The organism is Polaromonas naphthalenivorans CJ2 (assembly GCF_000015505.1).
Taxonomy (GTDB): Bacteria; Pseudomonadota; Gammaproteobacteria; order Burkholderiales; family Burkholderiaceae_C; genus Polaromonas; species Polaromonas naphthalenivorans.
The window spans coordinates 2673701-2697461 of the sequence record NC_008781.1 but is presented as its reverse complement, the minus strand read 5'-3'; the positions used below and the strand labels follow the sequence as shown (position 1 = coordinate 2697461).

The following is a 23761-nucleotide window of genomic DNA, read 5'->3' as shown; positions in this document are numbered from 1 at the left end:
CAAGTAAAAAAGTCGCCCTGGTGGAAACCAGGGCGACAGCAGGCTTTGAAAATTGGCTACAAGTTTAGAACTTGATACTTCCCGTGACCTGGAACAAGCGTCCTGGGCCGGGAATGTAATGGCCGGTGTACAACTGGTCTGCGTACAGCTTGTTGGTCACATTGCTCAGGTTGGCCTTGACGATGAAGTTCTCGCTAACCTTGTATTCGGCCATCAGGTCGCCCGTGACGTAGCTGTCCACTTCCCAGCCAGGGTTGCGGATGGGGGTTTGCTTGCCACGAAAGTTCAGGCCGGCGCCAACTCGCCACTGCTGATTGATCTGGTAGGTATTCCAGAAGGTGCCGCTGACTTTTGGCGTGTTCGACGGGCGCGTGCCCTGTCCTTCGGAGCCCGCAACGCCGATGTCGATCTTGGCGCTCGGAATCCACATGAAGGAGCCATAAATTTCCCATGCCGGGGTCAGGCGGCCGCTGAAATCGACTTCCGCGCCGATGGCATGGCGCTTGCCGGAAAGCGTGACCAGGTTTGTGACCAGCGGGTCGGTGTTGCGCTCATGCAGCTTGGTGGACCTGAACAGCGCCAGCCGCGTGGTGAAGCGCTTATCGGCCGAGTCCAGCTTGGCGCCCAGTTCGAGGTTGATGCTTTTCTCGGGGTCGATGTTCACATTGGCTGAGCTTAATGAATAAGCATCGCCGGAAGTATTGAACGAGGTTGCGGCCGACACATGGTAGGAGTGCAGGTCGTTCGGCTGGTACAGCAGGCCCAGGCGCTGGCTCCACTCGGACACTTTCATTTTGTAGCTGGTTTTGACGTCAGGGTTAACTGTATAACTGTCATAGTCACCTACCAAACTGTCGTAGCGCAGCCCTGCCAACACTTTCCAGTGCGGCGCCACCTGAATCATGTCCTGGGCATAGACGCCCCAGCCGGTTGATTCATAGTGATTATTGAGTCGCAGGACGCGCGAGCTTTCGTCGAACCATGCACCGTCACTAGGCGTTCCAAATGTGGTGGGTGGTTTTGTGTTGGTCACACCACCTTGCGCGGGTGTGCGGGCGGCATAAACAGTTTTCTTTTCCTGCGCCAGGTCCACTCCGGTCAAAATTTCATGCTGCACGCCGAGCGCATTGAACTTGCTGCTGAAATCGCTCTGGACAAACACTGTATTCAGATCCTGAATCTTCGGCTGTGAATTTCTCGTAAAAACGGTATTCGGATTTAAAGTTTCCAAACTGGTCGTGGTGGGAGACCGGCGCACCGTGCTCGCTCTCTGGTCGCGGGTGTAAACACCTTTTCGCAGCTGTGTTTTGAGTTCGCTGCCATCGTCGAACCGATGCAGATGCGACAGCGTGGCGTAGTTCGCGCTGCCGTCGTTGTAGTCGCTGGCCAGCCCATAGTAAGTTTTGGGGTCCACTGGCAGGATGGTAGTGGCCGAATCTGGCGAAGTGCTGGTCGGCTTGATCCACGGCAGGCCGTAGTTGACGCCGTTTTTGTTGTCCAGGCTGTAGATGCTCACGGAAAACTCGTCGCGCTCGCCGATGCCCCAGCGGTAGGCGGCGGCCAGCCCCTTTTTGTCAAGGCTGTTGCCCAGCCCGTCGTTGTCCGCCGTGGTGACCATGGCATTGATCCGCAGCGCGGCGCTTTCGCCGGTTTTCAGGTTGAAGTCGCCGACCACGCGGCGATAGTCATGGCTGCCCAGCGTCAGATCGACCTGGTGCTCGTCGATCAGGCGCGGGGCCTTGCTGACCTGGTTGACTGCGCCGCCCGTGGAGCCCCGGCCAAACAGCATCGAGGCTGATCCGCGCATGACTTCCAGGCGGTCCAGGTTGAAGGTATCACGGTCATAAAAAGCCGGGTCGCGTATGCCGTCGGCAAAAATGTCGCCGGTGGCGGCCAATGAGAAGCCGCGCAGCTTGATGTCCGACTCGCCGCCTTCCGCCGCGACGAAAGAAATGCCGGAGGTGTTTTTCAGCGCTTCCTTGAAGGTGTCCAGGTTGCGGTCATCGATCAGCTTTTCGGTGACGACGGTGATCGACTGCGGAATATCGCGCAGTTTTTGCTTGCCCTTGCCGATGGTCGTCTCGGTGGCGCGCAGGGAATCTTTTCCTTCGGGTGCTTCGGCCGTCTCGGTCACGGTCACCGTCTTCAGTGTCTTGTCCGGCGTCATGCTGGTCTGGGCCCAGCTGCCGAATGAAGCGGCCAGCATCAGCGCGCCCAAAGGCAGCAGCGCCCGTTCAGAAGACAAGGGGCTTGGCCGCAAGTCATTGGATGAAGGATTGCCGGCGTGGCTGGTACGGGATGCGGCGGTGCGCCGGGTGCGGGCAGGGCGTGCGGAAGGGTGTGCCAAAAGAGGGCTCCAAGCGGGGTCCGGCTCTGCGGAGACGGACCGGGTTTCAGTGATTGGCTTGGCTGTGCTCGAAGCTGTCCCCTTTAGGGAATGCGAGTTGGCTGGCTCGTAAAGTTCAGGCTGAATTTTATAGTTAATGAGAATGATTCGTAATAAATTGCATCAATAAGGTAAAGGTTTTTTGATTTGCGGCTAAAAAACAACAAAGGGGCCATGAGGCCCCTTTGTGTTCCATGCACCGGCTCCAAACAGAGCGGTGGCTGGCGTCGCGCCGCCTAGCTGATCTCGCCCATCTGGCTTTGCAGGTAGTTCTGGATGCCGACCTTGGCGGCCAGCTCGATCTGGGTTTCGAGGAAGTCGATGTGCTCCTCGGTGTCATTCAGGATGTCCTGCAGCAAATCGCGCGAGACATAGTCGCGCACGCTTTCGCAATGCGCCATGCCGTCCTTGACGGTCGCCTGAGCGCCGGTTTCAAGCGCCAGGTCGCTACTCAGTGCTTCGAGCACATCCTCGCCGATCATCAGCTTGCCCAGATCCTGAAGGTTGGGCAGGGCGTCCAGCATGAACAGGCGGTCCATCAGCCGGTCGGCGTGCTTCATCTCGCCGATGGATTCCTCGTATTCCTTCTTGGCCAGCTTGTCCAGTCCCCAGTGCTTGAACATGCGGTAATGCACAAAATACTGGTTGATGGCCGTCAGCTCATTCTTGAGCTGGGCCTGCAGGAAAAAAATGACTTGTGCGTCGCCCTTCATGGCAGTCCTTTGGTGGGTTGAAATGGGTAGTGTCGCCACCTCACGGCGCGAGGCAAGCAACGGCCATTATGCAAAAACGGGATATTAAATGCATAGCGTTTGGTGAACTGCCGGGGGCCAGGGCGGAATGCGCGCGGTTTTGCACGAAAATCCCCGCATGAGCAGTTTGCGACACCTCCGTATCAAGATGTACAAAACCGTGGCCCGCCAGCTGCATGGCGTGGTGCCTTGCTGGGTCTGCGGCGAACACGTCACGCCCGAGGCGGCGACGCTGGAACACATCCAGGCCCTGAGCGAGGGCGGTAACAGCCATGCCGAGAACCTGGCCATCAGCCACGAGGTCTGTAACGGCCAGCGCCACGCGTCGGGCCGGGTTCCGGTCTCCAGCACGGCGCCGGGGCAGGTGCAAAGGCGGCTGACGGTCGCTCCTGCCGATGGCGCATCCTGAAGAAGAAACTGCCTGCCTGCGCGCAAGCAACAGCTTTCCGCATGCCAGCGCGTCCATCACAGCCATAAAAACCACGGTTCCATTCCATGATCCTCAGCCCGCCGCCAGCTTCCCTTGCCGCCAGTTTTCTGCCGCCTGACGACCCCTTGCGTGTCAAGCTGCACAACGAGGTGCATGCTCGGCCCTCGGCCCGCGTGCGGCTGCCGGCCCTCATCATCTACGTGGCCGTGCTCAACGCGGGCGTGACGCGCGAGCAGGAGCGCGACCATCTGAGTCGCCTGCCCGGGCAGCAGGAATTGCCGCTGGACAGCCTGCACGGCAACTTCCTGCGTCTGCGCTTTGAGGGTTACACGGTCAAATGGGAGCGGCACACCGAGTTCACCCGTTACTCCATCGTGCAGCCGCTGCCCGCCGACGCACAGCTGGGGGCTTCGGACCCGGAGTTGCTGTCTGACCCGGTCGTCACGCCTGACTGGCTGCGCGGCATTCCCGGGCATACCGTGGCGGCCATCCAGATGGCCATGGTTCACGGGGATCTTTCCGACGAGCGGGTGCTGATGGGACAGGCGCAGGCCTGGTTCGGCGGGCGGACCGTGGTGGCTTCGCAACTGGGCAACGGGCACTCGTGGGCGGTGACTGAATTCTGCATCGGGGCCGACGGCTTTGAGCGCATGCTGGTGATCGCGCCGGCGGACATGTCCGAGACGCGCGCCAGCCGCGTCTCGCAGCGTCTGCTGGAGATTGAAACCTACCGCCTGATGGCGCTGCGCGGCCTGCCCGTGTCCAAGCAGCTGGCGCCCCTGCTGGGCGAGGCCGAACGACAGCTGTCGGAAATCACGGCGCGGCTGGAGAACAAGGCGGCGTCCGACCAGGAACTGCTGGACACGCTGGTGTCGCTGGCAGCTCGCGTGGAGCGCGCCATCGCCGAGCATGGTTACCGCTTCTCGGCCACGCGCGCCTACGACATGCTGGTGGGCCAGCGCATCACCGAGCTGCGCGAAAAAGCAATTCCGGGGACGCAGACCATCGGCGAGTTCATGCAGCGCCGCCTGTCGCCAGCCATGTCCACGGTGGCGGCCACGGCGCAGCGCCTGGCGTCGTTGTCCGAACGCGTTTCGCGCACCAGTGCGCTGCTGCGCACCCGGGTGGACATTGCCACCGAAAGCCAGAACCAGCTGCTGCTGGAAAAGCTCACGCGCGGGCAAGAGCTGCAGCTGCGCCTGCAATCAACGGTGGAAGGCCTGTCGATTGCCGCCATCTCGTACTACGTGATCAGCCTGCTGCTCTACGGCGGCAAGGCGGCCAAGGCGGCGGGCGCGCCGGTCAACCCTGAAATGCTGGTCGGCGCCGCGATTCCGCTGGTGCTGTGGCTGGTGTGGCGCAACATCCGGCGCATCCATGCCAAGCTGCATGGCGGGGATTGACGGGCAGGGCGGCTACCTCATCAACTCCAGCAGCCGGTCCAGCCCGCCCGCGTTGATCGCCACCATCGCCTGCTCGCGCACTTTCGGCTTGGCGTGGTAGGCCACTGACAGGCCGGCCGCGCCCATCATCGGCAGGTCGTTGGCGCCGTCGCCCATGGCAATCGCCTGCAGCGGGTTGATGCCCAGCTGGCCGCAGGTCTGGATCAGCATGCGGCGCTTTTCCTCGCCGTCGCAGATGTCGCCCCAGGATTGATCGATCATCTTGCCGGTCAGCAGGCCGTCCCTGACTTCCAGCACGTTCGAGCGCGTGAAGTCGATGTCCAGCAGGCCCTTCACGCGGTCGGTGAAATAGGTGAAGCCGCCGCTGACCAGCAAAATCTTCATGCCCGCGTCCTTGCAGGCGCGCACCAGTTCGGCCGCGCCGGGGTTGAGCTTGAGGCGCTCGCGGTACACCTCGTCCATGCTGGCCATGCTCACGCCCTTGAGCAGCGCCACGCGCCGGCGCAGGCTGTCCTTGAAGTCGGTGATCTCGCCGCGCATTGCGGCTTCGGTGATGGCGGCGACTTCGGCCTTGCGGCCCACGGCATCGGCGATTTCATCGACGCATTCGATGTTGATCAGCGTCGAGTCCATGTCGAAGGCGATCAGCTTGAAGTCGCGGAGCTTGAGGTCGGGCGTGGCGATGTTGACGACGAGGCCGGGGGAGTGTTCGATGGGGTTCATGAAGGAAGTTACTATTGTTTTGATAGCTGCTTGTGCATGGTTGGTGTGCACAAGAGGCTTATTTCACTATAAATTTTGACGGTGCTGGGTTGGGTGCGCCATCCTTGGGTTCCAGGGCTGTCAGCGTCTTGGCTGCTTCTTCGAAAGCCTGGCTTTCGCTGGTCTGTGTTGTGGAATCGTCGGGCAATTCACTGATCGCTTTTGTCACCAAAATCGTTACCCATTCCTCCAGGCTCAAGCCTTTCGCCTGGGCCGCAAGGGTTAACTCGGCGATTAATTCATCGGGTAAGTCCAGCGTGACTGGAGTCAGGTTTGAATTCATGTGCTTTCCTCCGCCAGCCAGTTCTCGACCCGCAAGCCCGGCACGCGCAGAAACTCGGCATCGGCACTGACCAGCGTGGCATTCAGGGCCATGGCATGGGCGGCAATCAAGGCGTCGTTGGGGCCTATGGGCGTGCCTTTGGCTTCAAGCTGCGCGCGCAAGCGGGCGTAAATTGGAGGCACCGCCTCGGTGAGTGGTTCAACCTGCAAACGGGCAATTTCAAGATCGTAGGCAGCTTGCAGCCGAAGAGAGGGCCGTTTCAGGAGGCCGAACATCAGTTCGCACTGCACGATCACGCTGGTGCAAACCGAAGCCACCCTGCCTTGCGCAACCGCCTCGCGGCCACGCCGGGCTGCCAGGCTGGGTTCGCCTTTCATGAGGTCGCTGATGATGTTGGTGTCGAGCAGAAAAATGCCTGCTGCCGCGCTGGGGGCTGTCTTCGCTGCCGTACTCACAGCACGATGTCGTCAAGCGGCAGCATGCCAGCGTCCACATCGGGGAATTCGTCGTCGCAGGGGCCGAGTTTGGCAATTTCGTCGAGCGCCTGTAAAAAAGCCTGCGGAGAACCTCGGGGGTACTCCACTGGCAACAGCTCTATGACCAGCGAATTTCCCACCTTGCGCATCATGGCTTGTGTTCCGGCCAACTCGAATTCACGGGGAATTCGCACCGCCTGGTTGGCGCCGTTGCGAAACAGCCTGACCTGGCGGGCTGGCGTTTCACCTTGGGGGTCAAAGGTTTTTTCAGCGATTTGATTCATTGCTTTTCTCCGGTGAGGTGCTGAAAGCAGTTTAGCCTATGCTTGGGCCTATGCCAATACCTCTGCCGCCACCGGCTGCCCCAGGCTCCGCAGCACGTCGCGCACCATCTGCGCCCGGTCCTTCGCTTCGGGCAAGGCACGCTCGATGCGCAGCTTGTCGTTGCCGGCGAGCTTGATGTGCTTGTTCTTCTGGATCAGCTGGATGATGGCCATGGCGTCAATCGGCGGGTCTTTCTTGAAGGTGATGGTGATGACGCCGGGCGCGGCATCGACCTTGACCACGCCATACGGCCGGGCGATCACGCGCAGGCGGTGCACGTCGATCAGCGTCTGCGCCTGCGCGGGCAGCTTGCCGAAGCGGTCCACGAGTTCTTCGAGCAGGGCGTCGATCTGGTCGGTCTTCTTCGCCGTGGCCAGCTTTTTGTAGAAGCTCAGGCGCAGATGCACGTCGCCGCAGTAGTCGCTCGGCAGCAGGGCGGGTGCGTGCAGGTTGATCTCGGTGGTCACGCTGAGCGGCGACAGCAAATCCGGCTCGCGGCCGGCCTTCAAGGACGCCACCGCTTCGCCCAGCATTTCGTTGTAGAGCTGAAAGCCGATTTCGAGCATGTTGCCGCTCTGGTTTTCGCCCAGCACCTCGCCGGTGCCGCGAATCTCCAGGTCGTGCATCGCCAAATAGAAGCCCGAGCCGAGTTCTTCCATCTGCTGAATCGCGTCCAGGCGCTGGCTGGCCTGCTTGGTCAGGCCTTCGAGGTCGGGCACCATCAGGTAGGCATAGGCCTGGTGGTGGCTTCGGCCGACGCGGCCGCGCAGCTGGTGCAGTTGCGCCAGGCCGAACTTGTCGGCGCGGCTCATCAAAATGGTGTTGGCGCTGGGCACGTCGATGCCGGTCTCGATGATGGTCGAGCACAGCAGCACATTGAAGCGCTGGGCGACGAAGTCCTTCATGACCCGCTCCAGTTCGCGCTCGGGCATCTGGCCGTGGGCGATGGCAATGCGCGCCTCGGGCAGCAGCTCTTCGAGCTTCTGGCGGCGGTTTTCAATGGTTTCGACTTCGTTGTGCAAAAAGTAAACCTGGCCGCCGCGCTTCAATTCGCGCAGCACGGCCTCGCGGATCACGCCGTTGCCCTCGGTGCGCACAAAGGTCTTGATGGCGAGACGCCTTTGCGGGGCGGTCGCGATCACGCTTAAATCCCTCAAGCCTTCAAGCGCCATGCCCAGCGTGCGCGGAATCGGCGTGGCCGTCAGCGTCAGCACATCGACCTCGGCGCGCAGGGCTTTCATGGCCTCCTTGTGGCGCACGCCAAAGCGGTGTTCCTCGTCAATGATGAGCAGCCCCAAGTCCTTGAACTTGGTTGTTTCGCTCAGCAGCTTGTGCGTGCCGACGACGATATCGACGCTGCCATCGGCCAGGCCCTTGATGGCGGCGGTGATTTCCTTGGCCGAACGGAAGCGGCTCATCTCGGCGACCCGGACCGGCCACTTGGCGAAGCGGTCCACCAGCGTCTGGTAGTGCTGTTCGGCCAGCAGCGTGGTCGGCGCCAGGAGCGCCACCTGCTTGCCGCCGGTAATCGCGATGAAAGCCGCGCGCAGGGCGACTTCGGTCTTGCCGAAACCCACGTCGCCGCAGACCAGCCGGTCCATCGGGCGCGGGCTGATCATGTCCTGGATGACGGCGTGAATCGCCGCGCTCTGGTCGGGCGTTTCGTCAAAGCCGAAATCGTTGGCGAACACCTCGTAGTCGCCGGGCGAGTAGCGAAAGGCATGGCCTTCCCGGGCGGCGCGGCGGGCGTAGATGTTGAGCAGTTCGGCGGCCGAATCGCGGATTTGCTCGGCGGCCTTGCGCCTGGCCTTTTCCCACTGGCCGCTGCCCAGCTTGTGCAGCGGTGCCTCATCGGCGCTGACGCCGGTGTAGCGGCTGATCAGGTGCAACTGGCTGACCGGCACGTAGAGCGTGGCCTTGTCGGCGTATTCGAGGTGCAAAAATTCCTGCAATGCGGGCGAGCCGTCGGGATTCTTTTCGCCCAGATCGAGGTTGATCAGCCCCCGGTAGCGGCCGATGCCGTGGGCGCTGTGCACCACTGGGTCGCCGACGTTGAGTTCGGACAAGTCCTTGATCAGCGCTTCGACATCGCTGACCTGTTCTTGGCGCTTGTTGCGCCGGCGGATGGTGACGCCGGCTGCGAACAGCTCGGTTTCGGTGACGAAGTCGATGCTTTCTTCAAGCCAGCTGAAGCCGGTGTGCAGCGCAGCGGTGGCGATGCCGATTTTCTCAATGCTGGTCTGGAAGTCTTCGAGCGAGTCGAAGGCGGGCGGGCTGACGTTGCTGGCGCGCAAAAAGTCCAGCAGGCTTTCGCGCCGGCCATCGCTTTCGGCCAGCAGCAGCACGCGGTGGGCGGTGTTTTTGGCATGGCGCTTGAAGCCGGCCAGCGGGTCTTCGGCGCCGCGCACCACGGCCATTTCGCCGAGTTTCTGGAATTGTGCGTTGTCGGCCACGTCTTCGACCGTGCCGCGCAGCGCCAGCTGGGCATAGTCGTTGGCGCGCGTATAGAACTGCTCGGTGGTCAAAAACAGCGATTCGGGCGGCAGCGCGGGGCGGTCGGGCGCGTCCTTCACCAGCCGGTAGCGGTCCTTGGTGTCCTGCCAGAAGCGCTGGAAGGCGGGTTCCAAATCGCCGTGCAGCACCACCGTCGCGTTCTTGCCGAGGTAGTCGAACACGGTGGCGGTTTCTTCGAAGAACAGCGGCAGGTAGTACTCGATGCCTGCCGTCGCCACGCCGTTGCCCATGTCCTTGTAGATGCGGCTCTTGGTCGGGTCGCCGTCGAGCAGTTCGCGCCAGCGCTTGCGGAATTTGGCGCGCGCATCGTCGTCCATCGGGAATTCGCGGCCCGGCAGCAAGCGCACCTCGGGCACCGGGTAGAGGCTGCGCTGGCTGTCCGGGTCAAAAGTGCGGATGCTGTCGATTTCGTCATCGAACAGATCGACGCGGTAAGGCACCAGCGAGCCCATCGGGAACAGGTCGATCAGGCCGCCGCGCACCGCGTATTCGCCGGGGCTGACGACCTGCGTCACATGGCTGTAGCCCGCCAGCGTGAGCTGGGCCTTCAGCCGGGTTTCATCGAGCTTTTGCCTGACCTTGAATTCAAACGTGTAGCCGGCCAGGAAAGACGGCGGCGCCAGCCGGTACAGCGCGGTGGTGGCCGGCACGATGACCACGTCGGCGCCGGTTTCCTTGTCGCGCTGCTGGATGCGCCACAGCGTGGCCAGCCGTTCGCTGATCAAATCCTGGTGCGGCGAAAACGCGTCGTAGGGCAGCGTTTCCCAGTCGGGAAACAGCGCGCAGCGCAGGTCGGGCGCAAAAAACGCCATCTCGTCCATCAGGCGCTGGGCCGTGCTGGCGTCCGAGGTGACGATGGCGGTGAGTTTGCCGGCGGCTTTTTCGCGCTGCCCCAAGCGGGCCAGCAGCAGGGCGTCGGCGGAACCCGTGGGCTGGGGCAGGGTGTAGCGTTTGCCGGTCGCGAGTAGAGGAAGGTGCATCGGCCTGATTTTAGAATTTATGATCAGCGGTGATGACAAACTCAGCCGATACCCGTTCCCGCAGCCGTTTTTTTGCCCTGATTCCGTGCGCCGGGCAGGGCAGCCGGGCCGGCGTGGTGGCCGGGCAGGCCAAGCAGTACCAAAAAATTGCCGGCCAAGCGATGGTGCTGCACACGCTGGCGGCTTTTCTGGCGGTCGGGCGTCTGGCCCGAACGCTGGTGGTGGTCGCGCCGGGCGACGGTTTCTTTGATTCAATCACCGAAAAACAGTTCGACGTGGCCGCGTGTGGCGGCGCCAGCCGGGCGACAAGCGTGCGCCGGGGGCTTGATGCGCTGCTTCAGTCCGGGGCGCAAGCCGGGGACTGGGTGCTGGTCCATGATGCCGCCCGCTGCCTGGTGACGCCCGGCCAAATCAAGCAGCTGATCGACGCCTGCCGGCATGACGAGGTGGGTGGCCTGCTGGCGCATCAATTGCCCGACACGCTCAAGCAGGCGGCCAGCGGGCGCGTTTCCGGCACGCTGGACCGCAGCGACAAATGGCTGGCGCAAACGCCGCAGATGTTTCGCATCGGCCTCTTGACGCAGGCGCTGGATGCCGCCGAAAGCGCGGGAAGGGCCGTCACCGACGAGTCCAGCGCCATTGAAGCGCTGGGCCTGGCGCCCAGGCTGGTGCCCGGCAGCGCGCAGAACTTCAAGGTCACCTACCCGGACGACTTTGCGCTGGCCGAGGCGATTCTCTTGAGCCGGGTCCGCCCGGACTGACTATAAAACCCTGACCCCACGAAAGCCCGACTCATGAATTCCGCTCCCATCGCCCCGCTTCCCCCGTTCCGCATCGGCGAGGGCTGGGACACGCATGCGCTGGTGCCGGGGCGCAAGCTGATGTTGGGCGGCGTCGAGGTGGCGCACACGCTGGGCCTGCTCGGGCATTCGGATGCCGATGTGCTGCTGCACGCGATCATCGACGCGCTGCTGGGCGCGGCCGGGCTGGGCGATATCGGGAGCCATTTTCCCGATACCGATGCGCGTTTCAAGGGCGCCGATTCGGTGCTGCTGCTGCGTGAAACCGGCCGGCTGCTGGCCGCGCGCGGCCTGCGCATCGGCAACATCGACAGCACCATCGTGGCGCAGGCGCCCCGGCTGGCGCCGCACATCCAGGCGATGCGGGTTCGCATCGCCGAGGCGCTGGGACTGCAGGAAAGCCAGGTCAATGTCAAGGCCAAGACGGCCGAAAAGCTCGGTCCGGTCGGCCAGGGCCTGAGTCTGGAAGCGCGGGCGGTTGCGCTATTGTATTGATAGCTGTATATACACGTGGATATTGCGCAAAAGCCGTATTTGGCTATAAATTTCAGTTGAAAGCCGTTGCGCCAGCCCTGCCGCAGGGCGGCTTAGCCCCGGCGCAGCTTGATGTGCGCGGCCAGCCCGCCCGAGCTGGTGTTCGACAGGCTGAACAGGCCGCCCATGCGCAGCACGGTTTTTTCGGCAATGGCCAGGCCCAGGCCGGCACCCGTGGCTTCGGTGCGGGCTGAATCGCCCCTGAAAAACGGATTGGTGAGCCTGGACAAGACCCCGGGCGGCACGCCGCTGCCATGGTCGCGCACCTTGATGAGCACCCAGGCGTCGCTGACCCGGGCTGAAATATCGACCAGCGCCATGTTGGAGCCGGGCTTTTTGCCATAACGCCTGGAATTCTCCAGCAGGTTGGCAATCACGCGTGACAGATCGACCTGGTCCGCCAGCACCTTGGTGCCTTCGGGAATGCTGACGCTGACCGTCATGTCGGGGTAGTCGGCCACTGCATACATGGACGCATCGATCAGGTCATTGAGCGATATCGGCTCCAGATGGGCCGGCTCGGGGCGGGCGTAATCGAGGAATTTGTCAATGATGGCGTCGAGCTGGGCAATGTCATTGGCCATGTGCTCGCGCGCATCCGGGTCGGCCACGCTCATTTCGGTTTCCAGGCGCAGCCGCGCCAGCGGGGTGCGCAGGTCATGGGAAATGCCGGCCAGCATGACCACCCGGTCCTGCTCGATCTTGGAGAGTTGCGCGGCCATGCGGTTAAAGCCGATATTGACTTCGCGAATCTCGCTGGTCGCCACCTGCTCGTCGAGCCAGCTGGCCTCGAAATCGCCATCGCGCATCCGGCTGGCGGCAAACGACAGTTGTTTCAGGGGCTGGTTGATCAGGCGTGCAATCACCGCCGCACCCGTCAGCGACAACACCGCCGCCATGACGAGCCAGATGGCCCAGGTGCTGGTTCGGGAAGGGCCAAGCCGCGAGGTGTCCGTCAGCAGCCAGTAAGAATCGCCATCGATGGAAAATCCGATCCACAAACCTTGCAGGCCGTTGACCTTGCCGGCGACCACCGTGCCATTGCCAAGCCGGCTGGTGAGTTCGGCGGCGATGCGTTCATCGAATTCATCGCTGACGTAGGGCTCGAATTTGTCCGTGGGCTGGCGCGGCGTGATGCGGACATGCTCTTCCTCGGCCAGCGTCTTGATCAGCGACACCCGCGCAATGGCGTCGGAATAGCGAAGCGCCGTGCGGCTCAAATTCACCAGGGTGGCCAGCTGCTGGGCGTTTTGGATGGCACGCGGCTCGGTTTCCAGGGTGCGGAAGGTTTGCAGCCAGGCCACGATGGAGCCGAACAGCAGCAGCGCCAGGAAGAAAAAAGTCCTCCAGAACAGGTTGATTCCCCGGCGCGGCCGCGCCTCCAGGGGAGCCGGCGCGGTTTCCAGGGTCGATGAACGGGAAGATGACATGGCTAGAGGCTGGCGCCTTCAGAATTTGAAAAACAGGTGAATCAAGTGCGCCACCCTTGTGCAAGGGGCTGAGCTTTCAGGCGGCAGGCGCCTGGCTCGCTGACTTCCTTAGCTGTTGCCGTCCGGCACGAACACGTAGCCGATTCCCCAGACGGTCTGGATGTAGCGCGGCACGGCCGCATCGGTTTCAATCAGCTTGCGAAGGCGCGAGACCTGCACGTCCAGGCTGCGGTCAAAGGGCTCGAACTCCCGGCCGCGCGCCAGCTGGGCCAGCTTTTCACGCGACAGCGGCTGGCGTGGATGGCGCACCAGGGTCTTGAGCATCGCGAATTCGCCGGTGGTCAGCGGCAGTTCCTCGCCATTTTTTTGCAGCGTGCGCAGGCTCATGTCAAAGGAAAATGGGCCGAAGTTGATCACTTCCTGGTCGCTCGACGGCGCGCCCGGCACTTCGGCGGTGGGCCGGCGGCGCAGCACGGCGTGGATACGGGCCAGCAGTTCGCGCGGGTTGAAGGGCTTGGCGAGGTAATCGTCGGCGCCGACTTCCAGGCCGACGATGCGGTCCACGTCTTCGCCCTTGGCGGTCAGCATGATGATGGGCGTGCGGTCGTTGGCCGCGCGCAGGCGCCGGCAAATCGACAGGCCGTCTTCGCCGGGCATCATCAGGTCGAGCACGATCAGGTCAACCGCATCGCGCAGCATGATGCGGTTCAATGCCTTGCTGTCTTCGGCAAGGATCACGTCAAAACCTTCCTGCGCCAAGTAGCGGCGTAGCAGGTCTCGGATGCGTGCGTCATCATCGAGGATCAAGATTTTGTCGGCGCGGGCAGTGGTTTGAGCTTGAAGCATGATGGTCTTTTAATATGTAACAGAGCCCATTTTGCGGGCGGAAAAAAGAGAATGTCTTTTTTTATACTCAAAAAAACTTTTTATTACGCTTGTTTCTATTGTTGGCATTTGGCGGGAATCAGGAACAAAAAGCAAGTTTTGCAATCGATATGGGCTTGATAAAGACTCTGGATCAGGGTTGCTGGCCTTGACAGGATGCGGGCCAGGGCAGGTGGTTCGCGGCATCGGCCTGCAAGGTTTTTCAGGGTTTCATGCTACCTTGCCCGCCTGATGCGGCGCAAACCCGCAAGCCGTTTTTTTGAGGGCTGACTTGATCGAATCAGGTTTTTTCAGTCTGAACCTCTTTTTACATGCCTGAAAGGTCAAACCATCGTGATGCTTACTCCTAAATTGATAGCTGCTTGCGCCCTTGCAGCATGCGCAACAGGTCTTTTTGCCCAGAATTTGCCGAACGAGCCGCTGAAAAACGTGGCCCAGATTTCCGCCAGCGGTTCGGTCGAGGTGCAGCAGGATCTGCTGTCGATCTCGATGAGCACCAGCCGCGACGGCCTTGACGCCGGCACGGTGCAGACCCAGCTCAAGCAGGCGCTTGACGCGGCCCTGACCCAGGCCAGGCAAGCCGCATCGCCGGGGCTGATGGAGGTGCGCACCGGCAATTTCAGCCTGTACCCGCGCTATGGCAAGGACGGGAAGATCAACGGCTGGCAGGGCTCGACCGAGCTGGTGCTGGAAGGCAAGGACTTTGCGCGCATCACCGGAACGGCCGGCAAGATCCAGAGCTTGAGCCTGGGCAGCGTGAGCTTTGCGCTGAGCCGCGAGCAGCGCGCCAAGGTCGAGGGCGAGGCCCAGGCGCAGGCGATTGAGCGTTTCAAGGCCAAGGCGGGCGAGGTTTCCAGCGCATTCGGCTTTGGCGGCTATACCCTGCGTGAGGTATCGGTCAACGCCAATGACCAGGGCTTCACGCCGCGCCCGCGCATGGTGGCGATGAGCGCCAAGTCGGACATGGCCGAGTCTGCTGTTCCGGTGGAGGCCGGCAAAAGCACGGTGCTGGTGAATGTTTCGGGTTCGGTGCAGATGCTGCCGCTGCCCGCCCGTCCATGACGCCTTGCGCTGAGTGCTTTCGGCATGACTGACATCCCGGAATTTGCCAGCCAGGCAGCGCGCCACGGACCTTTCTTCATTGTCTTCAATGGCGGTTCGGGCAGCCGCGACGCCGGGGAGGAACAGCAAACCATCGGCCGTGTCCTGCAGGATGGCGGGCGCGAGTTTGAATTCTTGCAGTGCGAAGCTTCGGAGTCGATGGACATGCTGGCCCGGCGTGCCGTGGACCTGGCCAGGGCGCGCCGGGGCGTGGTGGTGGCCGCCGGAGGCGACGGCACCATCAATGCGGTGGCCAACGCGGTGCTGGGCAGCGGCTGCCCTTTTGGCGTGCTGCCCCAGGGAACCTTCAATTATTTTGGCCGGGACAATGCGATTTCGCAGGACAGCGGCAAGGCGGCCCAGGTGCTTTTGGCAGGACTTGTCTCGCCGGTCCAGGCCGGCAAGGTCAATGGCCGGCTTTTCCTGGTCAATGCCAGCGTCGGCCTGTACCCCCAGATACTGGAAGACCGCGAAGCCTGGAAGAAGCAGTTCGGGCGCAGCCGTTTCGTGGCTTTCCTGTCGGGCATGGCGACCTTGCTGCAGTCCCGCCGCCAACTCCAGCTGCGCATCGAGTCGGCGGGCCAGGCCGCGTCACTGCGCACGCCCACGCTGTTCGTCGGCAACAACCGGCTGCAGCTGACCCGGGCCGGCATTGATGAGCAGCATGCCGAATCGGTGGCGCAGGGGCAGCTTGCGGCCGTGGCGGTCCGTCCCATCGGCACGCTGGCGCTGTTTGGCTTGCTGCTGCGCGGCTTGCTCGGACGGCTGGGAGATGCCGAGAACATCCGGAGTTTTTCCTTCAAGCGCCTGACGGTGACGCCCAGGGGCATGAAGCGCATCAAGGTCGCCACGGACGGCGAAATCGCCTGGATGCAGACGCCGCTGGTGTTTGAGGTGGCTCAAGAGCCCCTGCTGCTGCTGGTGCCCATGCCCGCCGATCAGGTCAAGGTTGAATAAGCTGCGCATGGCCTGCCTGCTGCAAATCTCCGATCCGCACTTTGGCACGGTCCAGCCGGCCGTGATGCAGGCGCTGGTGCGCTTGGCCCAAGAGCAGCGGCCCGATGTGCTGGTGCTGTCGGGCGACATTACCCAGCGCGCCCGGGTGTCGCAATTCAACGAGGCGCGGGCTTTCTGCGACCGCCTGGCAATACCGCGAATGCTGGCTATTGCGGGCAACCACGACATTCCGCTGCTTAATCTCTACCAGCGCTTGTTCACCCCCTATGCACGCTTTCTGCGGGCCTTTGGCCCGGTGCTGGAGCCGGTCGTGTCCACGCCCCTGCTGCATGTCATCGGCGTCAAGACCACGCGCCGCTGGCGGCACAAGAATGGCGAAGTCTCGGCTGCGCAGATCGGGCGGGTCGTTGCCGAACTGGGGCGTTCGGCTCCGGCGCAGCTGCGCATCGTGGTGGTGCACCAGCCGGTGCATGTGTTGCACGCCGAGGACCAGCATGACCGCCTGCGCGGCTGGGAGCCGGCGGTGCATGCCTGGGCCAGGGCGGGCGCCGACATCGTGATGGGCGGCCATATCCACCTGCCGTATGTCTGCGACCTGTCCACGCGCCTGGGCGCCCTGGAGCGCCGGCTCTGGTGCGTGCAGGCGGGCACGGCGCTTTCGACGCGGGTGCGCCAGGGCATTCCGAATTCAGTCAATCTGCTGCGCTACGAAGGCGCCGGTCAGCCGCTTGCGTGCCAGCTGGAGCGCTGGGATTTTCAAGCGGCCAGCGGGCAGTTTGAATGCGTCCAGTCCAGCGCCTTGCCGCTTGGCCGCATGCCCTGAGCCGGTGTTCAGGCGCGCGCGCGGCGGATTTTGCGGGCGATGAAGCGAGCCCGCAGGTGGTCGTAAGTCCAGTTGAAGGCAAACGTGTAGGGCAGGAAAAACAGCGCGATGCCGATGTCCAGCACCAAGGCTTCCCACAGGCCGATGTCCAGCCACCAGGCGGCCAGCGGCACCACGGCCAGCACCAGCCCGACTTCAAACATGACAGCATGAACCGCGCGTGCCGCCAGCGTGCGGTCAAAGCCCATGCGGCGCTGGGCGCGGTCGAAAACCAGGTTGAACAGCATGTTCCAGCTCATCGCGATCAGCGAGATCATCAAGGTGAGCACGCCGATGTGTCCGAGCGAATACCCCATCAGCCACGCGCCCAGTGGTGCGCAGATGGCAACGGCCAGCACTTCGAAGGCGAGCGCCTGGAAAAACCGTTCAGTGGCTGATTTATGAAGAGGGGAGTGCATGCGGTCGGGTCGGTTCTGCAAGGAAAGTCAGGGCGGGGCTGTATTTTCGCCGATGCCGGGAGGACATCGAAAGCGCGGGTCGAATCTCAGGCCGGTGCGCATCAATTGACCAACAAATTGGCCATTTACGCATGTTGTATAAGCATAGTTTGCTATTTTTTAAATAGCAAAAATGCGCGTCGAAATAAAAAGGCCTGCAAACCACTGATTTGCAGGCCTGTGGGTGGCAAACGCCGTGCGGCGCTTGCCAAGGGTTTAGAAGCGGTAGCGCAAACCGACGGTCGTGGCGCTGATGCGGTCCCGGCCTTCGCCCTTAAATTTCAGCCGGTGCTCGTCGTACTGGAGCACGGCCGACAACTGCGGGTTGAACACATATTCGGCGCCCAGGCCGTAGGACACGCCAAAGCCGGTTTCCTTGCCGGCCGCAACGCCCGAGCCGGGAACGGACGAAACATCGGTGCGGCCGTAAGTCGTGCCCAGTTTGCCAAGCAGGTTGAATGACGGGCTGATCGGCGCTCTGCCGACCAGGCTCAGGTTGATGCCTTCCGCTTTGGTCCTGCCGCCAGCCCGGTCAATCTTGCCGAAGTTGGTATAGCCCAACTCCAGGCCAAAGTTGGGGTGGATGAACGTGCCGGTATAGATGTTGTACGCCGTGTCGTGTTTGTCGGCGGAAAACAGGCTCAAGCCGCTGCCCAGCGAGTAGTTGGACTGGCCTGCATTCAGGCCCACATAACCGGAGCCGGGACCATACAGGGCGTAATTGCTCTGGGCCTGCGCGCCGGCGGCAGCCGTCAGTGCGGCAACCGCCAGAACGGTGGCTGAAAAAATGCGGTTCAACGATTTCATGGTGCTCCTTCGTGGGTAAATAACGAAAAGTGTCTGTCAGCACATGCCTTGTGACTTAGCTGCGCTGACCCGTCCAGGGTGAGGGGTAAACGCGACTGTGGGGCCAAAAAGGGCCATTTTGTGTAGGACAAAAGGCAGCTTACAAGCGCTTTTTTGAGCAGTTCGAGCACCAGAAGTTCCCTTCCCTGAAGGCTCGGGGGTTTTCCGTGAACGGGTTTTGCCTGCGGGCGAACGCTGCTGCTAAAGTCGGCGCATGCAGCTCATCACCCACCTTCCCGGCAGCAGCGCGCTGGTTCTTGACTCGCCCCACAGCGGCGTGGTTTATCCAGCGGATTTTCTCTACACCTGCGAGCTGGCCGTCTTGCGGCGCGCTGAAGACACGCATGTTGAAAAGCTGTATGACTTTGCGCCCGGCCTGGGCGCGCACTGGATTGAAGCGCATTTTCCGCGCAGCTACCTCGATGCCAACCGCAACACCACCGAGCTGGATGTCTCGCTGCTGGACGAGCCCTGGCCGCATCCGGTGGAAACCGATCCCGGCCTGCTGTCCAAGGTGCGGCTCGGCAAGGGGCTGGTCTGGCGCACCACGGACGACGGCCTGCCCATCTATGAGCGCAGGCTGTCGGTCGAAGAAGTGAGCGCGCGCATCGCGCACTGCTGGCAGCCCTACCACGCGGCCGTGGCGCAGGCGATTGACCAGGCGCATGCCCTGCACGGCTACAGCATCCATGTCAATTGCCATTCGATGCCGGCGGTTGCGTCCAGCCACGCGACCGACTTTCCGGGCGAAAAGCATGCCGATTTCGTGATCGGCGACCGCGATGGCAGCACGGCCAGCCCGGCCTTGTCCGCGCTGGTCTGCGCGCATTTGCGGGCGCTGGGCTACCACGTGGCGTACAACCATCCGTACAAGGGCGTGGAACTGGTGCGGCGCTACGGCGACCCGGCAGCGCAGCGGCACAGCCTTCAGCTTGAAATCAACCGCAAGCTCTACATGAACGAAGAAACACTGGAGATGACGCCAGGCGCAGATGCCCTGAAGGCGCATCTGCGCTCGCTGGTCGAACTGCTGCTGCACACCGATCCACGGCGGCTGTAACTGGGCGAAGTCAACGCCGTCATGGCACACAGCGGTTTATTGCGCGGTCCAGCCGCCATCCATGTTCCACGCCACGCCCCGGATATTGGCGCCGGCCGGCGAGCAGAAAAACACCGCCAGCGCGCCCAGTTCTTCAGGCGTGGTGAACTGCATCGACGGTTCTTTTTCACCCAGCAGTTGCTGCTTGGCCGCTTCGTTGCTGATGCCGCCTTCCGCAGCCCGGGCATCGACCTGTTTTTGCACCAGCGGCGTCAGCACCCAGCCCGGGCAGATGGCGTTGCACGTCACGCCGCTGGTGGCGTTTTCAAGGGCCGTCACCTTGGTCAGGCCGACAATGCCGTGCTTGGCCGCGACATAGGCTGATTTTTCGGCCGAACCCACCAGGCCATGCACCGACGCCAGGTTGATGATGCGGCCCCAGCCCTTGCCGTTGTCAGCGGCCTGCATGGCGGGCAGCGCCAGGCGGGTTGCGTGAAAGGCGCTGCTCAGATTGATGGCGATGATCGCATCCCACTTTTCAGCCGGAAAGTTTTCAATCCGGGCAACGTGCTGGATGCCGGCGTTGTTGACCAGGATATCGACCTGGCCAAACTCGGCGGCGGCAAAACGCATCATCTCCTCGATCTCACCTGGCTTGCTCATGTCGGCGCCGTGGTAAGCGACTTTCACGCCCAGCGCTGTAATCTCGGCCTTGGGGCCGTCCACATCGCCAAATCCGTTCAAGACGATGTTGGCGCCCTGTTCGGCCAGGGCCTTGGCAATGCCCAGGCCGATTCCGCTGGTCGAGCCTGTGACAAGAGCTGTTTTACCTTTGAGCATGAAGTTTCTCCGGATGATTTACGATGGTTGACTTGAGAGTTGAAGAGCGTTTTGCGCGCCAGACGGTGCAAAATTTGCCAAATCAATTATCAAGCTTTATCCAGCTTTTTCCTGAATGCTCCACCATGACTGAACCCAGCCTGAACTACGTCACCTGTGCCGATGCAGCCGAGGGCCATCGCATGGCCTATTGGCAATGGGGCCAGCCCGACAGCCCGCATGTCGTGCTGTGCGTGCATGGGCTGACCCGCCAGGGACGCGACTTTGACGTGCTGGCGCAGGCTTTGTGCGAGCGGGCCGGGGCATCGTCTTCGGGCGGCATCCGCGTGGTTTGCCCCGACGTGGCGGGCCGGGGCGAAAGCGACTGGCTCAAGGATCCGATGGGCTACCAGGTGCCGGCCTATGCGGCTGACATGCTTTCGCTGCTGGCGCACCTGCAGGCCCGCTCGCCCATCAGCACGCTGGACTGGGTGGGCACCAGCATGGGTGGACTGATCGGCATGGTGGTTTGCGGCCAGCCGGGCTTGCCGCTTCCGGTGCCGGTCCGCAAACTGGTGCTGAACGATGTCGGTCCCACGCTGCAGTGGCAGGCCATTCAACGGATTGGTGCTTACCTGGGGCAGTCCGGCCATTTCAATAGCGTGCAGGAGGCGGCCGATGCGATGTGGAAGATTTCCGAGAGCTTTGGCCCGCACACGCCCGAGCAATGGCTGGCGCTGTCGCTGCCCATGATCAAGCCGGTGTCGCCGGACGCAGGCAGCCCGCTGCGCCTGCATTACGACCCGGCCATTGCCGGCCCGTTCAGGTTGACCACCGAAGAAGGCGCGCAGCAGGGCGAGGCCACGCTCTGGCAGCTTTACGATGGCATCCAGGCCGAAACGCTGGTGCTGCGCGGCGCGCAGTCCGATTTGCTGAGCCCGCAGACCGCCCATGCCATGACGCAACGCGGCCCGCGCGCCAGAGTGGTTGAGTTTGAAGGCGTTGGCCATGCGCCGACGCTGGTTGCGAAAGACCAGGTTGCCGCGGTGGCCGATTTCCTGCTTTGACGAACATAAAAATAACGTGACAAAGGCTTCATGAAACATAAAGTGGCGGCAACGCACGCCCCCGCAATTTCCCCGGACTCGCTCAGTTCCATCGTCGCGGCCACGGCCGACAGCCTGCACGGGCAGCCGCATGTCCTGGTGCGTGCCCGCGCTTTCGCCGAGCCGCTGATTGCCAGCGAAGTGATGGACACCGGCGAAAACATCCTGGCGCATGCCGATGCGGTGGTCGGTATTCTTAAAACCATTGGCGGCTCCGAAGCGGTGCAGGCGGCCACTTACCTGGTGCATTCCTGCCAGCACCTCAACAAGCCGCAGGATGTCATCGCCAAGGCTTTCGGCCCCAGCTATGCCGCTTTGGCGGTGGAAACCACCAAGCTGATCTATCTGCAGCGACAGACGCGCGCCGTCGATGCCAAGTCGCAGCTGCACGATGACCCTGCCGCCCAGACGGAGAACGTGCGCAGGATGCTGCTGGCGTTCTCGCGCGACTTGCGGGTGGTCATGCTGCGCCTGGCTTCGCGCCTGCAGACCTTGCGCTATTACGCGGCCAGCCGACAGGCTGCGCCCAGGGCCTTGGCGCATGAGTCGCTGCATGTGTTTGCGCCACTGGCCAACCGCCTGGGCATCTGGCAGATCAAGTGGGAGATGGAAGACCTGGCGTTTCGTTTTCTGGAGCCTGACACCTACAAGCAGATCGCCCGGCTGCTCGATGAAAAACGTGCCGAGCGCGAGGTCTTCATGGAGGCCCTGCGCGCGCAGCTTGAACGCGATTTGAACCAGAACGGCATTGCCGCGCTGGTGCAGGGCCGGCCCAAGCACATCTACAGCATTGTCAAGAAAATGCGCGGCAAGTCGCTGGGCTTTGACCAGGTGTTCGACATCCGGGCGCTGCGCGTGATTGCCGCCGATGTGAAGGGCTGCTATGCCGCGCTGGGGTTTGTGCATTCGTGCTTTTCACCCGTCAACGGCGAGTTTGACGACTACATCGCCAAGCCCAAGCCCAACGGCTACCAGTCGCTGCACACGGTCGTTCGTGATGAGGGCGGGCGGGCCATGGAAATCCAGATACGCACCCAGGCCATGCACGACCATGCCGAAAACGGCGTGGCGGCGCACTGGGCTTACAAGGAAGCCGGAACCAAAGGCTACGCCGGCGTTTCGGCCAGCAGCGAATACGACGCCAAGATTGCGGTGCTGCGGCAACTGCTGGCCTGGGAGCGGGAACTTTCGGGTCCGGCTGCGCAGCGTGCGCGGGATGCCAATCAGGGCCTGTTCGAGGACCGCATCTATGTGCTGACGCCGGACGCAGCCATCGTCGAATTGCCCCAGGGCGCCACGACGGTTGACTTTGCCTACAGCGTGCATACCAGCTTGGGCCATCGCTGCCGCGGCGCGCGCATTGACGGCGTCATGGTGCCGCTCAATACACCGCTGCAAAACGGCCAGACGGTTGAAGTCATCACGACCAAGGAAGGCGGGCCTTCGCGTGACTGGCTCAACCCGGAGTTGGGTTTCCTGTCGAGCAACCGGGCGAAATCGAAGGTGCGCGCCTGGTTCAATGCGCTGGCCATGGAGCAGACCGTGGCCAAGGGCCGGGAGGCGGTTGAAAAACTGCTCCAGCGCGAAGGCAAAACGGCCATGAAGCTGCAGGATCTGGCGTTTCTGCTGGGCTTCAAGACGGCGGATGAACTTTTTGAGGTCGTGGGCAAAGACGAGTTTTCCTTGCGCACCATTGAAAACATGCTCAGGCCCCCCGAACCTGCGCCGTCGCCAGACGACTATGTGCTGGCCAAAAAAACACGGCAGTCCGAAAAATCCAGCGCTGCTGGAAAAGGCGGCAAGGGCAGCGTGCTGGTGGTGGGAATGGACTCCCTGCTGACCCAATTGGCCAAATGCTGCAAACCCGCGCCCCCGGATGTCATTCTTGGTTTTGTCACCAAGGGCAAGGGCGTGAGCATTCATCGAAGCGACTGCAGCAATTTCCGCAACATGGCCACCGGCAGCCCTGACCGTGTCATCGAGGTGGAATGGGGGTCTGCAAAAGCCCCGGACGGCGCGGTTTATCCGGTGGATGTGGCCGTGGAAGCAGCTGATCGGCAAGGTTTGCTGCGCGATATTTCAGAAGTGTTTGCCAAGGAAAAAATGAATGTGATCGGTGTGCAAACGCAGTCGGTCAAGGACAACCGTGGCGGGACAGCCTGGATGACCTTCACGGTCGAGGTGGCCCAATCGGGACGGCTCAACCGGGTGCTGGGCATCGTGGCCGATGTGCCGGGCGTGCGTTCAGCCCGAAGACGCTGAACTGTTTGCACATATTTCTCGGTTTGTTTGAAAACTCGTGTTTTGCACTGCTAGAATACGAGCTTCGAACAGTCCTTTAGGCGCGTAGCTCAGCTGGTTAGAGCACCACCTTGACATGGTGGGGGTCGTTGGTTCGAGTCCAATCGCGCCTACCAATTTTTCTGAAACAGTTTTTGTTTCAATGTTTTGAACCCCTGGTGGTTCAAAACATTGAATCAAGATAACCCAGATAAATTGCGTATATCAAGACATTCCTAGAATGTATCGAACTTTGTCGCTATGAGGCAGGTTTTCGTTATTTCCAGGAGTCATCAGTGCAAAGTAATAAATCCATTCAATCGCCCTCAGGCGA

General features: G+C 62.1%; 22 protein-coding genes and 1 tRNA gene. 11 read left to right on the top strand and 12 right to left on the bottom strand.

Translation table 11 applies throughout. The features are described 5' to 3' along the window. Positions 1–64: 64 nt before the first annotated feature. Positions 65–2347, bottom strand: a complete 2283-nt coding sequence (locus PNAP_RS12785; protein ID WP_011801939.1) for a TonB-dependent receptor — start codon at positions 2345–2347, stop codon at positions 65–67. 275 nt (positions 2348–2622) lie between these two features. Then, positions 2623–3099 (bottom strand): bacterioferritin, encoded by a 477-nt coding sequence (bfr, locus tag PNAP_RS12780; protein ID WP_011801938.1) that lies wholly within the window; start codon positions 3097–3099, stop codon positions 2623–2625. Between the two features lie 157 nt (positions 3100–3256). On the opposite strand from bfr, the gene PNAP_RS12775 reads away from it, so the two are divergent. Beyond that, the gene (locus tag PNAP_RS12775; RefSeq protein ID WP_041376693.1) at positions 3257–3547 is read left to right on the top strand and encodes an HNH endonuclease; all 291 of its coding nucleotides are present in this window, start codon (positions 3257–3259) and stop codon (positions 3545–3547) included. 86 nt (positions 3548–3633) lie between these two features. After that, positions 3634–4971, top strand: coding sequence for a DUF3422 family protein (locus PNAP_RS12770; RefSeq protein WP_011801936.1), 1338 nt, complete (start codon positions 3634–3636; stop codon positions 4969–4971). A gap of 12 nt (positions 4972–4983) precedes the next feature. Here PNAP_RS12770 and serB read toward each other — a convergent pair whose 3' ends face one another. The 5 genes from serB to mfd are packed head-to-tail and all read right to left on the bottom strand — an operon-like array spanning position 4984 to position 10310. Next, the gene (gene serB / locus PNAP_RS12765) at positions 4984–5694 is read right to left on the bottom strand and encodes a phosphoserine phosphatase SerB (protein WP_011801935.1); all 711 of its coding nucleotides are present in this window, start codon (positions 5692–5694) and stop codon (positions 4984–4986) included. A gap of 58 nt (positions 5695–5752) precedes the next feature. After that, entirely contained in the window at positions 5753–6016 is a 264-nt protein-coding gene (locus PNAP_RS12760; protein WP_011801934.1) for a hypothetical protein, read from the bottom strand. Then, on the bottom strand, positions 6013–6471 hold the full coding sequence (locus PNAP_RS12755) for a type II toxin-antitoxin system VapC family toxin (RefSeq protein ID WP_011801933.1): 459 nt from the start codon (positions 6469–6471) through the stop codon (positions 6013–6015). The genes PNAP_RS12760 and PNAP_RS12755 overlap by 4 nt, the downstream gene beginning before the upstream one ends. Continuing rightward, the gene (locus PNAP_RS12750) at positions 6468–6776 is read right to left on the bottom strand and encodes an antitoxin (protein WP_011801932.1); all 309 of its coding nucleotides are present in this window, start codon (positions 6774–6776) and stop codon (positions 6468–6470) included. The genes PNAP_RS12755 and PNAP_RS12750 overlap by 4 nt, the downstream gene beginning before the upstream one ends. A gap of 48 nt (positions 6777–6824) precedes the next feature. Beyond that, positions 6825–10310, bottom strand: coding sequence for a transcription-repair coupling factor (gene mfd / locus PNAP_RS12745; RefSeq protein WP_011801931.1), 3486 nt, complete (start codon positions 10308–10310; stop codon positions 6825–6827). A 32-nt stretch (positions 10311–10342) separates the two neighbouring features. Here mfd and ispD point away from each other — a divergent pair, with 32 nt between their 5' ends. Continuing rightward, entirely contained in the window at positions 10343–11071 is a 729-nt protein-coding gene (gene ispD / locus PNAP_RS27920) for a 2-C-methyl-D-erythritol 4-phosphate cytidylyltransferase (protein ID WP_011801930.1), read from the top strand. A 33-nt stretch (positions 11072–11104) separates the two neighbouring features. After that, the gene (gene ispF / locus PNAP_RS27915) at positions 11105–11605 is read left to right on the top strand and encodes a 2-C-methyl-D-erythritol 2,4-cyclodiphosphate synthase (RefSeq protein WP_011801929.1); all 501 of its coding nucleotides are present in this window, start codon (positions 11105–11107) and stop codon (positions 11603–11605) included. Positions 11606–11697: 92 nt separating this feature from the next. Here the strand turns inward: ispF and PNAP_RS12730 are convergent, their stop codons facing one another. Next, positions 11698–13074, bottom strand: coding sequence for a sensor histidine kinase (locus PNAP_RS12730; protein ID WP_011801928.1), 1377 nt, complete (start codon positions 13072–13074; stop codon positions 11698–11700). A 108-nt stretch (positions 13075–13182) separates the two neighbouring features. Then, positions 13183–13920, bottom strand: a complete 738-nt coding sequence (gene ompR / locus PNAP_RS12725) for an osmolarity response regulator transcription factor OmpR (protein WP_011801927.1) — start codon at positions 13918–13920, stop codon at positions 13183–13185. Between the two features lie 375 nt (positions 13921–14295). Here ompR and PNAP_RS12720 point away from each other — a divergent pair, with 375 nt between their 5' ends. From PNAP_RS12720 to PNAP_RS12710, 3 genes are read left to right on the top strand one after another with little or no spacing between them, the layout of a single operon-like run. Further along, positions 14296–15021: an SIMPL domain-containing protein gene (locus PNAP_RS12720; RefSeq protein ID WP_011801926.1), complete on the top strand. Its 726-nt coding sequence runs from the start codon at positions 14296–14298 to the stop codon at positions 15019–15021. A 24-nt stretch (positions 15022–15045) separates the two neighbouring features. Continuing rightward, positions 15046–16017: a diacylglycerol/lipid kinase family protein gene (locus PNAP_RS12715; RefSeq protein ID WP_011801925.1), complete on the top strand. Its 972-nt coding sequence runs from the start codon at positions 15046–15048 to the stop codon at positions 16015–16017. Positions 16018–16024: 7 nt separating this feature from the next. After that, positions 16025–16840, top strand: a complete 816-nt coding sequence (locus tag PNAP_RS12710; RefSeq protein ID WP_011801924.1) for a metallophosphoesterase family protein — start codon at positions 16025–16027, stop codon at positions 16838–16840. A gap of 8 nt (positions 16841–16848) precedes the next feature. On the opposite strand, the gene PNAP_RS12705 is transcribed toward PNAP_RS12710, so the two are convergent. Continuing rightward, a complete protein-coding gene (locus PNAP_RS12705) occupies positions 16849–17298 on the bottom strand; it encodes a multidrug/biocide efflux PACE transporter (RefSeq protein ID WP_011801923.1) in 450 nt (149 codons plus the stop codon). 255 nt (positions 17299–17553) lie between these two features. Beyond that, on the bottom strand, positions 17554–18144 hold the full coding sequence (locus tag PNAP_RS12700) for an outer membrane beta-barrel protein (RefSeq protein ID WP_011801922.1): 591 nt from the start codon (positions 18142–18144) through the stop codon (positions 17554–17556). A 253-nt stretch (positions 18145–18397) separates the two neighbouring features. Between PNAP_RS12700 and PNAP_RS12695 the strand changes: the two genes are divergently transcribed. Then, a complete protein-coding gene (locus PNAP_RS12695; RefSeq protein ID WP_011801921.1) occupies positions 18398–19243 on the top strand; it encodes an N-formylglutamate amidohydrolase in 846 nt (281 codons plus the stop codon). Positions 19244–19279: 36 nt separating this feature from the next. Here PNAP_RS12695 and PNAP_RS12690 read toward each other — a convergent pair whose 3' ends face one another. Further along, positions 19280–20062 carry a 3-hydroxybutyrate dehydrogenase gene (locus PNAP_RS12690; RefSeq protein ID WP_011801920.1) on the bottom strand — a complete coding sequence of 261 codons (783 nt, stop codon included), beginning with the start codon at positions 20060–20062 and terminating at the stop codon, positions 19280–19282. 125 nt (positions 20063–20187) lie between these two features. Between PNAP_RS12690 and PNAP_RS12685 the strand changes: the two genes are divergently transcribed. From PNAP_RS12685 to PNAP_RS12675, 3 genes are all read left to right on the top strand, one after another. Beyond that, positions 20188–21108: an alpha/beta fold hydrolase gene (locus tag PNAP_RS12685; RefSeq protein WP_011801919.1), complete on the top strand. Its 921-nt coding sequence runs from the start codon at positions 20188–20190 to the stop codon at positions 21106–21108. 30 nt (positions 21109–21138) lie between these two features. After that, complete coding sequence (locus tag PNAP_RS12680) at positions 21139–23409, top strand: RelA/SpoT family protein (protein WP_011801918.1); 2271 nt, start codon at positions 21139–21141, stop codon at positions 23407–23409. A 78-nt stretch (positions 23410–23487) separates the two neighbouring features. Continuing rightward, positions 23488–23564 (top strand) — tRNA-Val (locus PNAP_RS12675). Positions 23565–23761 lie beyond the last annotated feature (197 nt).